This window comes from Hymenobacter properus (genome assembly GCF_015694735.1).
GTDB classification, from domain to species: Bacteria; Bacteroidota; Bacteroidia; order Cytophagales; family Hymenobacteraceae; genus Hymenobacter; species Hymenobacter properus.
In genome coordinates this window covers 1,204,313-1,217,556 of the sequence record NZ_JADQDP010000001.1, presented here as the reverse complement: position 1 = coordinate 1,217,556, position 13,244 = coordinate 1,204,313, and the positions used below count along the sequence as shown (strand labels likewise).

Here is a 13,244-nt window from a genome sequence, read left to right as displayed (position 1 = left end):
TAAGGTCCTTCGCTGCGCTCAGGATGACAGATGGCGCGGGCGGGCTAAATCTCCGTCAGGCACTCGTCCTTAAACCCGAAGCCCCAGCCTGGGCGGTTGTGCGGGCGGGCCAGGCCGTTCACGATTTCCAGCGGGTGGTCAATGAGCGGGTCTATCCAGTCGAAAGACTCGGCACCAGCGCCGTTGGGGATGGTGCAGAGCAGCGGAATGTCGTAGTCTTTGTAGTAGTGCGGCAGCACAGGAATATTGAAGCTGCCGGCCAGCGCGGCGCTGTTGCGCCAGGCTTCCACGCCGCCCAGCCGCAAGATGTCGGGCTGCCAGATGTCGATGGCGTTGCGCTGCAGCAGCTCGCGCAGCGGCAGGGTGGAGTATTCACGCTCGCCCATGGCCAGCGAAATGCCCGCCTGGGTGCGCAGCAGCTGGTAGCCCTGGAAGTCGTCGTGGGCAATGGGCTCCTCAAACCACTGGATGTTGAGCTCGCGGGCGGCGCGGGCTAGGGCCAGGGCGTTGGGCACGGTCATGCCCTGGTTGGCGTCCATCATGATGCCGATGTCGAGGCCCACGGCCTCGCGCACTAGCCGCAGGCGCTCGAGGTCTTCGCGCCAGTCGGGCTTGCCCACCTTGATTTTCACGGCCTGGAAGCCGCGCGCCTTGTAGCCGCTCACCTCGCCAATCAGCTCCTCCACCGAATAAGAAATCCAGCCGCCGCTGCCGTAGATGGGCACTTCGGTGCGCGAGGTGCCCAGCACTTTCCAGATGGGCTGACCCAGGATTTTGCACCAGGCATCCCACATGGCAATGTTGTAAGCCGCCTGCGCCCAGCGGTTGATGCCTTCCATGCCGAAGTACTCGTTGGCGTGGTTGAGCTGCTCAAACACCTTCACCGTGTCCGACACTTCGGCGCCGAGCACCAGCTGGCCGGCGTCTTTCAGCGCCCCGGCAATGGCGAGCGGGCTGTACTGAAAGCTGAGCAGGTAAGACTCACCCACTACGCCGGTTTCGGTGGTGATGCGCAGCACCAGAAACGAGATTTCTGAGAGCGTGTGCGTGGCGTCGGAAATGGGGTTTTTCAGGTCGGCCTTGGCGGTGTACACGCCGAAGCTTTTGATTTTGTGCATGGGAAGGGAAACAGGTGTTTTTGGTAAAGAAGCAGTGTTGCTGGCGCGCCAGCGAGAGAGTGGAAGGAGGTGAGTAAGCTACCGCGCCATAATGGTGAGCACGGGCGCCACCAGCAGCCGTGAGGCGGTGGCATCGAGGTGCAGGCCGTCGGCGGTCATGGCGTTGATGTCGAGGCCCGGTGTTTGGTAGCCGTTCACGAACAGGCAGTGGGTGCGTTTCGCTACTTTTTGGAGGGCGGTGCTCATGGCGCGCACTCGCGCGTCGCCGCCCTGGTATTTGGGCAGGGCCTCGGCCTTTGTGCCGTAAGGCGGGGGCGAAACGATGATGATGCGTGCCTGGCGGATGGCGGGGTAGGGGCAGGATTTGATTTTGCGGATAAGCTTCTCCAGGTTGGCCGGCACTTCAGCCTGGCGGTCGGCAAAAACGGCTTTGGCGTCGTTGGTGCCCAGCTCCAGCACCACAAAATCGAATGGACGCTCCTTGGTAAACTCGGCTGCTTTCCGCAGATTCTCGTCGATGACCAGCAGCGAGTTCAGCGTACTGTCGCCGTTGTTCACGAACCCAATGGTGCGGCCCGATTTGCTGATGTTGAATACCTGCGCGCGGGGCAAAGCCAGCTCCAACTGCTTGGGCCAGCTGTGCGGAAACGTGCCGTTGCTATCGCCCAGGGTAAAGATGTTGAGGGCCTTGTCCGATGCCGCCGGGGCTTGTGCGGGCAGCAGCGCCGGCAGGAGCAACAGAAACAGGATAAGCTTTTTCATGGCAGATGTTAATTGGCGCGTGTGCTGCTTTGCAATGGATTACAGAGGGGGTTAAGTATTTCCCTCATTAGATTTATTGGCCGCATTAATTGATAGATTAGCGCAGACAGCAATTTGGAAGGAGCCGATACATGAAAAGAAAGCAGTGCGCACTTTGGGTTTTCGCTTGGCCGTTATTCGCCTTGGCTCCGAAACAAGAGGCTGCACCTGTTCCAATAGTTGGGCTTCATTCTTTGCAAGAAGTAATTGATATCCACACGAAAGAACTACGGGAACACCTGCCTAGATATGACCATCTTTTTGTTGTGACAAACCTTGACCATGTACAGGCTTTTGATAAAACTGTATTGGTATTGAGCGAATTAAATGCTCACGTCTTACGCCGAAATGACCAAGACTACTTAATGGACGTTCGTATTGAAGCAAATGGACATGATTTGAGAGTTCGAGTAGCTAATTTCAAAGTGATGAAGATGTCTAATAATCGTATAGAGCTACTGAACCTAAATAATGGCCATGTCTACCTCTTACAATAAAACAGTTAGGTTAAAACCTTAATCAGCTACTTCACCTGCACCGAGCTGTCGTTAATGCCATACGGGTGCTGCTTGAGCAGTTGGGTGATTTCGGCGCCGGCCAGCAGCACGGGACCGTAGCCGTGGGCGGCGTACACGTTCACGGGGCGGTAGTAGTAGAAGGCGGGGTCGAAGCCCATGCCGGTGCCCACGCAGGTGTCTTCCACCTGGCCTTGCGGGTTAACCTTAGTGCTCACGGCGTTCCAGGCGAGCAGGGCCATGGGGCCGTAGGCCTGGGCATCGAGCCAGCCCTGGTTCACGGCGTGGGCAATGGCGTAGGCGTAGATGGCCGTGGCCGAGGTTTCGAGGTAGCTGTCGTTGCGGTCGAGCAGCTGGTGCCAGAAACCGGTTCCGCTTTGTTGGGCCGCCAGGCCGCGGGCATGGGCGCGCAGCAGCTCCAGCACCGCCGGGCGGCCGGGGTGGTCGGCAGGCAGCACGTCGAGCAATTCTACCTTGGTGAGGATGGCCCAGCCGTTGGCCCGCGCCCAGTGGAACTCGGGGTGCTCGGCCATGCCCTGCACCCAGCCGTGCATATACAGGCCCTTTTGCTTATCAAACATGCGCGGGGCAAACTGCGTGACCTGCTTCACGGCCTCGTCGTAGTAGCGTCGCTCGCCGGTGAGCTTGCCCATTTGCGCCAGGGCCGGCGCGCTCATAAACAGGTCGTCGAGCCAGAGGGTGTTGGGCAGGGGCCGGTTGCGGGCCAGTGTGCCATCGGCCAGCCGAAACTCCTTGGTCATGATGTAGCCGATGAAGTTGTCAATCATAGGCCGCAGGTTGGCCTTGGGGTCGAGGCGCTGCGTTTTTATCATGGCCGCGCAGATGGCGCCGGCATCGTCCAGCGCGTGCGGCTGCAGCACCGAGCGCACGGGCGTAGCCGCCTCGGGGTGCGCGGTTTGGTAGTCGCGGAAGTAGGGCACCAGCTCGCCCAGAAACTTGAGGCGGCTGCTGGTGTAGGCCGCGTATTTGGGGTCGCCGGTGGTTTCGGAGGCGCGCAGCATGCCGGCATAGGTCACGCCCCATTCGTAGCTGGTGAGGCGGAAGTCGCCGGGCTTTATGATGGCGTCGGGGTTGAACTTCCGGCGGTCGGTGATGGCCGCATTGGTCTTTTTATCTACCAGCTCGGCAGGCGTGGCGGCATTGAGGTAGCCGTACACGCGGTCGAGCACCTGCTTCACGTCCTCGGCTTTGGTCTGGCCGTAGGGCACGGGGTAGTCGGGCCGGAGCAGGTGCAGCGGGGTGGTGGTGTCGTTGGTTTTAACCTGGGCGTGGGCGGGAGCGGCGGCCAGCAGCAGGAGCAGGGCAGGAGCAAGGGGGCGCATGGCGGAGAAAAGGCGTTGGCTGGCCAAGGTAGCGGCCGGGCCGAAGCGGATTCTCCTGCGCTGTCCTGCTTCGCGGCGGGCTTAGGCCAGTGTGGCCTCAGGGCGGGCAGCAGGGTGCCGCTTCGCCTTACTGTAATCCCCGCAGCATGTTATAAAAGGCCTCGGCATAAGTGTCGCTGATGGGAATGATTTGGTCGGCAATTCGAATCCTGTTTTTCTCGATGTGGTCTATTTTGTCAATAGCAACCAGGAAGGACCGGTGCACGCGGGCAAAGTCCTGAGCGGGCAGCAGCTCTTCCAGCTTGGCAAAGCTCAGTAGCGTCATAATTTTCTCGGTGCTGGTATGAATGCGTAAGTAGTCTTTCATGCCCTCCACAAAAAGTATGTCGCGGGTGGCTACTTTTTGAATGCGGTGGCCCACTTTCAGAAAGACATACTCCGGCTCATTCCGGGCCTCCGCCCTGGCTTCCTTGTTCTCCCGCAGCTGTGGCCAGCTTTGTTCCTGGTACAGGCGGAGCACGGCCTTATAAAACCGCTCAAACGTGAAGGGCTTCAGCAGGTAGTCCCGCACTTCCAGCTCATAGGCTTTCAGCGCATACTGGTCGTAGGCGGTGGTGAGAATAATCATGGGCTTTGGGTTCAACATCGGGATGAAGCTGAGCCCGTCCAGGTCCGGCATATTGATGTCGAGAAACAGCAGGTCGGGCTGGTCGGCCTTCAGCGGGGCGGCGGCCTCCAGGGGGCTGGCATAGGCGCCTTTCAATTCCAGAAACGGCACCTTCCGGATGTATTCTTCCAGAATTTCCTGGGCCAGGTATTCGTCCTCAATGATGTAGCAGCTGAGCTTTTCTTTCATGAGCCGGGGCGTGCAGGCCGTGGATGGTCAGATTGACCGTAAAGGTGTGGCCGGTGTTCTGAATGGTGAGCGAATGTTGCTCCGGATACAACAGCGCCAGCCTTTTCCGAACATTCGGCAACCCGATGCCGCCGGGGCCTTCCAGGGGGCTGGTGGCCTGCTGGCCGATGGGGTTTTGCACGCTGAAAGTCAGCGTGTCTTCCTGCACCGCCACGCACACTTTCAGGTCGCCGGGCTCGAGGCGGGCGGGGCTATGCTTGTAGGCGTTTTCGAGCAGGTGGATGAACAGCAGGGGGGCAATGCGGCAGGCCGTGGCGTTGCCACTAATCTGCAGGTCAACTATGGGGCTGTTTTTATAGCGAAGCTGCTGCAGGCTCACGTAGTCGCGCAGATAGTCCAGCTCCCGGGCCAGCGGCACGGTGGCCGCGTTAGACTCGTAAATCATGTAGCGCATGAGCGAGGCCAGGTGCATCACCGCCTCCGGGGCAGCCGGGGCTTGCTTGTACACCAGCGTGTGAATGTTGTTGAGGGTGTTGAACAGGAAGTGCGGGTTGATTTGCGACTTCAAGTAGTACAGCTCGGCCTCCACGGCCTGCTTCTCGAGCTGCTCTTTTTTGATGGTGTTAATGACCAGCGTCTCGGTGACCCGCGCCAGCCAACCCAGGAAGATGAAAATGGGCACCAGCGTGACCAGTGTCATGCAATAGTACCCGATAAAGGGGTTCGATAAACTGAAATCCTTATAGTGAAAAAGCAAAAAGGGCAGCGGCCCAATCAGCCAAATGGCCGCCAGCCGCAGCCAATAGCCTTTTCGCGTACCAGTGTAGTGGGTAAGCAGGTAGAAATGGCTGTAGAACACTCCCGTAGCGGAGGCCACCACCCCCACGGTGAGCGTCAGCCAATGAGGGTTTGTTTCCCCTCGCAGCTGCAGCACGACCAGCAGCGTGAACAGCGCCCAGAGGGATACGTGAATCAGCCGGAAGATTTTCTTGATGCGGTCCATGAAGCAAAGGTGTTTCGTTCGGGCCTGGCCGGCGCACCGCTTTATACCAGCTGCTGCTCTCCCTCTACGAAAAGGGAAATGTAGCCGGCCAGTGCTTTGGCGGCAGCAAAGCCGCACTTGGTAGAGCGGTTCACGGCATTAGCATAACGCTTTTCGCTTTCCCAGCCGGCCAGCCTTGCTTCGACCCAAAATGAGGAAAAGGCCCCGGCTGGGGTGCTTGCAGCCCTCAGGCCACCCAAAACACCGAAGCAAATCAGCTATGACAAAGCCTCACTCGTTGCGCCTTTCCATTCGCAACGTCTCGAAAAAATATGCGAATGGCGTGCAGGCGTTGGAGAATGTGTCGTTGGACATTCCGCCCGGCATGTACGGCCTGCTGGGCCCCAACGGCGCCGGCAAATCAACCCTCATGCGCACGCTGGCCACGCTGCAGGAACCCGATGCCGGGCAGCTGCTGCTGGGCGACATCGACGTGCTGAACCAGAAGGACGCCGTGCGCCAAACCCTGGGCTACCTGCCCCAGGAATTTGGCGTGTACCCCAAGGCCAGCGCCGAGGAGCTGCTCGACTATTTCGCGGTGCTCAAGGGCCTGACCGACCGGGCGCAGCGCCGGGCCACCACCGAGGCCCTGTTCCGGCAAACCAACCTGTGGGACAAGCGCCAGCAGAAGCTGGGCGGCTACTCCGGCGGCATGCGCCAGCGCTTTGGCGTGGCCGTGGCCCTGCTGGGCAACCCGCGCCTGCTGATAGTAGACGAGCCCACCGCCGGCCTCGACCCCGCCGAGCGGGTGCGCTTCCTCAATTTGCTCAGCGAATTGGGCGAAAACAGCATCGTGATTCTCTCCACGCACATTGTGGCCGATGTGGCGGAGCTGTGCACCAACATGGCCATCATCAACAAAGGACGAATTTTGCTGGAGGCCTCGCCGCTGGGTGCCGTGGCGGCCCTCAACGGCCGCATCTGGCGCCAGCTGACTGATAAACACGCCCTGCCGGCGCTGGAGCAGGAGCACCGCGTCATTTCAGCCAAAATGCTCAGTGGCCGCACCCTGGTGCACGTGCACAGCGAGGAGCGGCCCGGCCCGGGGTTTGAACCGGTGCAGCCGGACCTGGAAGATGTGTACTTCAGCGCCCTGACGGGCTGCCTGGGCCCGGCCCAGCAGCAACGCAAAGCGGAGGAGGCAGCGCAATGAAGCTCCAACGAATTTTCGCGCTGGAATTTGGCTACCAGCTGCACCGGCCCGCCACCTGGCTCTACTTTGGGGTAATAGGAACCATTGCCTTTCTGATAGTCACGGCCAATTACCTGTCGGATGCGCAGGAAGGGTATTTTAAGGTCAATGCGCCCGTGGTCATTGCCACGGTGGCGGTGTTGTGCAGCGTGTTTTGGCTGCTGATAGGAGCCTCGGTGGCCGGCGACGCCGCCGCCCGCGACGTGCAGACGCGCATGCACTTGCTCACCTATACGGCCGCCACCCGCAAAGCCGACTACCTGGGCGGGCGGCTGCTGGCGGCCCTGGCCCTCAATGTGCTGGTGCTGCTGGCGGTGCCGGCGGGGCTGCTGTTGGCCATGCATGCCTCCGGCATCGAGCCCGAGCTGCTGGGGCCATTTCGCGGGGCACCCTACCTCACGGCCTTTTTCTTTATCGTGCTGCCCAATGCGTTTATCGCCACGGCCATTCAATTTTCGGTAGCTGCCCTCAGCCGCCGGGCCATGGGGAGCTACCTGGGCGGGGCGGTGCTGTTTGTAGCGGCCTACGTGGTTGGGCAGGTGCTGCAGCACGAGGGGCAATGGGGAAATCTGGTCGACCCCATGGCGTTTACCCCGGTGATGGGCCTGATGTCCAAATGGAGCCCGCTGGAGCTGAATGCGCGCCTCGTGCTGCTGGAAGACGCTTTTCTCGTCAACCGGCTGTTGTGGCTTGGCATCGCACTGGGCTCGCTGGCCTTTACTTACTTTCGGTTTCAGCTTGTGTTGCCCGAAAGCCGCCAAAAGCGGAAGCTCGCGGAACAGTCCCAGGCGAACGGGCCGGCCCAGGAAGCCCTCAGCTGGGGAGCCGGGCAGCCGCAGCCTCGGGGAACGTTTGGGGTGGCTACGTGGCTGCAGCAGCTGCGCTTGCTCACTGGCCAGGCCTTTCGGCAGCTCGCTACAAGCAAGGCGGGCTTGCCGCTGCTGGGCTTGCTGGCTTTGGTGATGTGCGTGGCCTCGCCCGGCAACCTGAAGGCTCGGGGTGTGCCCTTGCTGCCCCGCACCGACTTTGTAATAGACTACCTGACGGCGCCCATCACGCAGCCCGACAAGTTCTGGATTGTCGTCGGCCTGCTCACCATTTTCTACGCCGGGGAGCTGGTGTGGCGCGAGCGGGAAACCGGGCTAAATGAGATTTCTAATGCCGCGCCGGTGCCGGAATGGGTGCAGTTTTTGAGTCGGTACCTGGCACTTGTGCTGGTGCTGGTGAGCTGGCTGGCTTTCCTGCTGGTGGCCGGCATGGGCGTGCAGGTAGCTATGGGTGGGTTCAGGCCCGAACTGTGGCTATACGTGCAGGTTTTGTTCGGGCTGCACCTGCTCGATTGCCTGCTCTTTCCCCTGTTGGCGCTGGCCGTGCACGTGCTGGTGAATCAGAAGTTCGTCGGGCACCTGGTGGCGCTCCTGCTTTACGGCTGCCTCTGCTTTGCCCCGAAACTGGGCATCGAGCATAAGCTGCTCATTTATGCCGCCAGCCCAGGCTGGACCTATTCCGACCTAGCGGGCTTTGGCCCGTCGGTAGCGCCCTGGCTGTGGTTTAAGAGCTACTGGGCGGCGTGGGCTCTGTTGCTAGGGGTGGTGGCGGTGCTGTTCTGGGTGCGCAGCCGCGATGCCGGCGTTATTTCCCGGTTCCAATTGGCGCGTCGGCGCTTCAGGGGGGCTGTGGCCGGGGTAGCGGCGGGGGCAGCAGTCGGCATTTTGGGGCTGGGAGGGTATATTTTCTACAACACCAACGTGCGGCATGCCTATACCAACTCCGCGGCCGCCGCCGCGCAACGGGCAGCCTACGAGCAGCGGTTCCGTCGGTACCAAAGCATGCCCCAACCCTTGCTGACCGGCGTAACTCTCGGGGTAGAAATGTACCCCAAGCTGGGCACGGTGCAGATACAGGGCACCTACCTGCTGGTAAACAACAACCGGGTACCCATTGACTCGGTGCTGCTGGCCGCTGGTACTGCCGACGTCGCAACCAGCGCCGTTGCCTTCAGCCTGCCCGCCAAGGCCGTGCTCGTGGACGAGGAGCTTGGCCAGCGCCTGTACGCGTTGAGCAAGCCCTTGGCGCCCGGCGATTCGTTGCGCCTGCGCTTTGAAGTGGCGCACAAAGCGGTGGGCTTTTCCAACGACGGCGCCGATGCGCAGATAACGGCAAACGCCAGCTCCTTCCGGAACCTGGAGTGGCTGCCCACCATCGGCTACCAGCCCTACCGGGAGCTGGACGAGGCGGGCGCCCGCAAAGCGTATGGCTTGCCGCCCCGGCCCGCCACGGCATCGCTCTATGATGTGGCGGCCCGGCAGTATGCCCCATTCCCTGAACAAATCCGCTTCGAAGCCACCGTGGGCACCGACGCCGACCAAACCGTGGTGGCACCGGGCACCCTGCGCCGGAGCTGGACCAAAGCCGGCCGCCGCTACTTCCATTACGCTTCGGAGGCGCCCATCCGCAACGAGTACGCTTTTTTCTCGGCGCGCTACGCGTTGCATGAGGGGAAATGGCACAATCCGACGGCCGGCGGGCAGGACGTTGCCATTCAGGTTTACTACCCCCGGGGGCTGACCGAAAACCCGGCTCGTATGGTCCGCAGTGCCCAGGCTTCGCTGGACTATTACACCCGGCAGTTTGGGCCCTACCCGCACCGTCAGCTGCGGTTTGTGGCCCATTCAAGCAATGATTTTGGCAACCACGCCGCGCCCATCAACATCACCACGGAAGAGGGCTTTTTCCTCCTCAACCCCAAAGCCGACGAGCGGGGCTTCGACCTGGTGACGGCCGTGGTAGCACACGAAATAGCGCACCAGTGGTGGGGCAACCAGCTCAAGCAAGCCTATGTGGAGGGCGCCGGCCTTATTACCGAAAGCCTGGCGTGGTACTCGGCCATGGGCGTGTTGGAGGATAAGTACGGCGCCGAACACCTGCAGGCGCTGCTGGGTTTTCTGCGGGAAGAAAACGAAACCCCGCGCACCCGGGCCGCCAAGCCGCTGCTGCAGGCCGACGACTGGTACCAAAACTACCGCAAAGGCCCCCTGGCCCTGTACGCCCTGAGCCAATACATAGGCCGAGACCGAGTGAACGGGGCGCTGAGGCAGCTGCTGGCGAAGCACCGCCCCGGCACGCTGCCCCGGCCCACTTCGCTCGACCTCTACCACGAGCTGCAGGCGGCAACGCCGGACTCGGTTAAACCCTTGTTGCGCGACCTGTTCCAGGTCAACACCTTTTGGGAGCTTGCGGCGGAAAGCGCCCGCGCCCAAAAAATTAAAACGGGCGCCTGGCAGCTGACGTTCACTGTGAAGGCCAACAAGCTGGCGGTGGATAGCTTGGGGGCCGAGACCAAGCTACCGATGAAGGAATGGGTGGAAATTGGCGTCTTCGCACCCGCTGAAGCGGGCAAGGAAGTAGGCAAGCCGCTCTACCGCCAAAAGTACCTCATCGCATCCGGCAAGCAAACCATCGTGGTGACGGTACCTGACCAGCCTGCTAAGGTTGGTATTGACCCCCGCAATCTGTTGGTGGATTGGAAACTGACCGACAACTACGCAGTGGTGCAGGCCAAAGAATAAGCCGCCGCCCTGCACCATTGGGCGAGAGGGCACTACATTTCCAACAGAAACGTAGTGCCTGCTTCCAGGGCGGTTTGCACCTTGATGCTCCCGCCATGCAAGTGCATAATCTGCTTGGCCAGGCTCAGGCCGATGCCCGTGCCGCCTTTGCGCGTGGTGAAGAAAGGAATGAAGATGCTGTCCAATACGTCGGGCGCGATGCCAGTGCCATTGTCGGCTACTTCCAGCCCTACCTGGCCCTCCGCCAAGTGGCGAGCCAGCAGCTGAATGCGGGGCTGGGGGCTGAGGCGCACCGCGTAGGCCGCGTTGAGCACAAGGTTGATGAGCACCTGCTCCATCAGGCGTGAGTCGGCTTGCATACACAGGTCGTGGGGCTCCACCGTGGTCAGGAGCTCAATGCCCTTTTCGGCCAACTGGGTCGTCATCAACCCCCGGATGCTATCGAATAGCTCCTGCACGTACACGGTGGTGAGCTGAGGGGCGCTGATGGTGCTGAAGTCGCGGTAAACCTGCGCAAACTGCAGCAGGCCCTCGCTGCGGTGCTGAATAATGCCCACGCCTTCCACCACATCCTCCAGGGTGGCGCGCACGGCAGCGGGCGCCAGCTCCAGCTCGCGGCCCAGGTCGCGCCGCAGCGTGTCGGCCAGCGAGGCAATGGGGGCCACCGAATTCATGATTTCGTGGGTCATCACGCGCAGCAGCTTCTGCCAGGCTTCGGTTTCGTTTTCTTCCAGCGCGTGGCTCACGTTTTTGAAGGCCACCAGCGTAAACTCCCGGCCCTGCAGGCGGAAGGTGGTGGCCGAAAGCAGCAGCTGCACCGCCTTGCGGCCCACGGTCAGCTTCACCACCGTGGCCGCGCCCGACCGGAGCTGGCCAATGGCTTCGTAGAGCGCTGGCAGCCGCTTTTGCAGCGTGCTCATGTGCCGGAGGTAGGGCAGTTCCAGGGTGCGCTTGAACGACTCGTTGATGGATTCGACCTGCCCGTCGGCGTCGTAGGAAATAATGCCCGTGTCGATGAGCTGCAACACGGTTTGCAGGTAGGTGAACTGGGCTTCCCGCTCGGCGCTGAGCTGCCGGTAAGTGGCGCTGAGCTGGTTGAACACCGCGTGTAGGGGCCGCAGGGCGCGGTTGGGGTGAGCCTCGTTGTAGTGCTGCGAGAAGTCACGGTACTGCACCCCGGCCATGAAATCGGCCAGGGCCTTACTGCCCCGGGTCACGTGCCGGCCCAGCTCCCATACGGCGAGGCCCAGAAGCAACACGGCCAGCCCCAGCAGCCCGAACTGGCCGCGCGCAAACAGCCGTTCGGCCGCATACAGCAGCGCAAAAAGCACCAGCAGGCGCAGCGCCAGGCCAAGTTCCAGCCGCTTAAAGGTCATGTTTGTCGAGGCGGCGGTAGAGGGCAGTGCGCGTGAGGCCCAGCTCCTTGGCGGCCTTGGTGATGTTGCCGTTGTGGCGCTCAATCACGCGCAGAATGGTGTTTTTTTCAACTTTGCTCAGTTGCAAGGGGCCTTCCTCGGCACCGGCCGCCCCGGCGGCCACGTTTTCCATGGCCGAAAACTGGAAATCTTGCGGCCGCAGCACCTCGCCTTCGGTCAGGATGACTGCCCGCTCCACGGCGTGCTGCAGCTCGCGCACATTGCCCGGCCAGGGGTGCTGCTTGAGTTTTTGCAGGGTGGCGGGCTCGAAGGCGGGCGTGGGTTTGCGGTTGCGGGCGGCGTAGAGGCCGGCGAAATGCCGGGCCAGCAGCAGCACGTCATCGCCGCGGGCCCGCAGGGGCGGCAGCGTGATTTCGACGGTGTTGAGGCGGTAAATGAGGTCTTTGCGGAACTGCTGCCGGGCCGCCAGCTCGTAGAGCGGGGCGTTGGTGGCCGAAATCAAGCGAATGTCGATGGGCACCGGCGCGTTGCTGCCCACCGGTATCACCTGCCGGTTTTGCAGGGCCGTGAGCAGCTTGGCTTGCTGGGCCAGCGAAATGTTGCCGATTTCGTCCAGAAACAGCGTGCCGCCCGACGCGGCCGTGAACCGGCCCTGCCGGTCCTCGCGCGCGTCGGTGAAGGCGCCCCGCTTGTGGCCAAACAGCTCGCTCTCGAAGATGCCCTCGCTCATGGCGGCCAGGTCGGCGGTCACGTAGGGTTTGGCTGCGCGGAAAGACTTTTGGTGCAGGGCTTTGGCTACCAGCTCCTTGCCGGTACCGTTTTCGCCGAGCAGCAGCACGTTGGCTTCGGTGGGGGCCACTTTTTCGATTTTGTGAAACACCTCCTGCATGGCTTCCGATTCGCCGAGCAGGGAAAACTCGGCAAAAGAGGCCGCGCGGCGGGGCGCGGGCGGGGCGCTGGGGGCGTTGCCGGCCTCGCGGGGCTCTAAAGCCGCGGCCAGGGTTTCGAGCAACTGGGCGTTGTGCCAGGGCTTCACCAGAAAATCGGTGGCGCCGGCCTTGAGGGAGCGCACGGCCGTGCTGATTTCGCCGTGGGCCGTAATCATGATGACGGTGGCGCTGGGGTCTTTTTCGCGGATGCGGCTCAGCCAATACAAGCCCTCGTTGCCGGTGCCGAGGGTGCTTTTGTAGTTCATGTCGAGAAAGATGGCATCGAAGCGCTGCTTGCTCAGCAGCGAGAGCAGCAGCTCGGGGTTCTTCTCGGTCACTACTTCCTGCACCTCGGGCTTGAGCAGCATGCGCACGGCAAACAACACGTCTGTGTCGTCGTCGACCACCAAAATGCGCGCTTTTTTCAGAATCATGAATCGGTAACGCTAAACAAATCGAAGCCCGCGGCCCGTTGCGGACGCGAAGCACCGCATTTCCAGCCA

Annotated in this window: 10 protein-coding genes; 3 read left to right on the top strand and 7 right to left on the bottom strand. The window is 61.7% G+C overall.

Translation table 11 applies throughout. From position 1 onward, the window contains the following. Positions 1-44: 44 nt before the first annotated feature. Together I2I01_RS05255 and I2I01_RS05250 are read right to left on the bottom strand one after the other, a co-directional pair. On the bottom strand, positions 45-1,118 hold the full coding sequence (locus I2I01_RS05255) for a mandelate racemase/muconate lactonizing enzyme family protein (RefSeq protein WP_196285355.1): 1,074 nt from the start codon (positions 1,116-1,118) through the stop codon (positions 45-47). A 78-nt stretch (positions 1,119-1,196) separates the two neighbouring features. Further along, positions 1,197-1,880, bottom strand: coding sequence for a GDSL-type esterase/lipase family protein (locus I2I01_RS05250; RefSeq protein ID WP_196285354.1), 684 nt, complete (start codon positions 1,878-1,880; stop codon positions 1,197-1,199). A 131-nt stretch (positions 1,881-2,011) separates the two neighbouring features. Between I2I01_RS05250 and I2I01_RS05245 the strand changes: the two genes are divergently transcribed. Next, entirely contained in the window at positions 2,012-2,416 is a 405-nt protein-coding gene (locus I2I01_RS05245) for a hypothetical protein (protein ID WP_196285353.1), read from the top strand. A 26-nt stretch (positions 2,417-2,442) separates the two neighbouring features. On the opposite strand, the gene I2I01_RS05240 is transcribed toward I2I01_RS05245, so the two are convergent. From I2I01_RS05240 to I2I01_RS05230, 3 genes are all read right to left on the bottom strand, one after another. After that, positions 2,443-3,777 carry a glycoside hydrolase family 88/105 protein gene (locus tag I2I01_RS05240; RefSeq protein WP_196285352.1) on the bottom strand — a complete coding sequence of 445 codons (1,335 nt, stop codon included), beginning with the start codon at positions 3,775-3,777 and terminating at the stop codon, positions 2,443-2,445. Positions 3,778-3,904: 127 nt separating this feature from the next. Further along, complete coding sequence (locus I2I01_RS05235; RefSeq protein ID WP_196285351.1) at positions 3,905-4,633, bottom strand: LytR/AlgR family response regulator transcription factor; 729 nt, start codon at positions 4,631-4,633, stop codon at positions 3,905-3,907. After that, a complete protein-coding gene (locus I2I01_RS05230) occupies positions 4,602-5,636 on the bottom strand; it encodes a sensor histidine kinase (protein ID WP_196285350.1) in 1,035 nt (344 codons plus the stop codon). Before I2I01_RS05230 ends, I2I01_RS05235 begins: the two co-directional genes overlap by 32 nt. Before the next feature lie 277 nt (positions 5,637-5,913). Here I2I01_RS05230 and I2I01_RS05225 point away from each other — a divergent pair, with 277 nt between their 5' ends. Then, positions 5,914-6,828 (top strand): ABC transporter ATP-binding protein, encoded by a 915-nt coding sequence (locus I2I01_RS05225; protein ID WP_196285579.1) that lies wholly within the window; start codon positions 5,914-5,916, stop codon positions 6,826-6,828. Then, positions 6,825-10,436: an ABC transporter permease/M1 family aminopeptidase gene (locus tag I2I01_RS05220; protein WP_196285349.1), complete on the top strand. Its 3,612-nt coding sequence runs from the start codon at positions 6,825-6,827 to the stop codon at positions 10,434-10,436. The genes I2I01_RS05225 and I2I01_RS05220 overlap by 4 nt, the downstream gene beginning before the upstream one ends. Positions 10,437-10,468: 32 nt before the next feature. Here I2I01_RS05220 and I2I01_RS05215 read toward each other — a convergent pair whose 3' ends face one another. Together I2I01_RS05215 and I2I01_RS05210 are read right to left on the bottom strand one after the other, a co-directional pair. Continuing rightward, on the bottom strand, positions 10,469-11,812 hold the full coding sequence (locus I2I01_RS05215; RefSeq protein WP_196285348.1) for a sensor histidine kinase: 1,344 nt from the start codon (positions 11,810-11,812) through the stop codon (positions 10,469-10,471). Further along, the gene (locus tag I2I01_RS05210) at positions 11,802-13,175 is read right to left on the bottom strand and encodes a sigma-54-dependent transcriptional regulator (RefSeq protein ID WP_196285347.1); all 1,374 of its coding nucleotides are present in this window, start codon (positions 13,173-13,175) and stop codon (positions 11,802-11,804) included. The genes I2I01_RS05215 and I2I01_RS05210 overlap by 11 nt, the downstream gene beginning before the upstream one ends. Between the last annotated feature and the right edge of the window lie 69 nt (positions 13,176-13,244).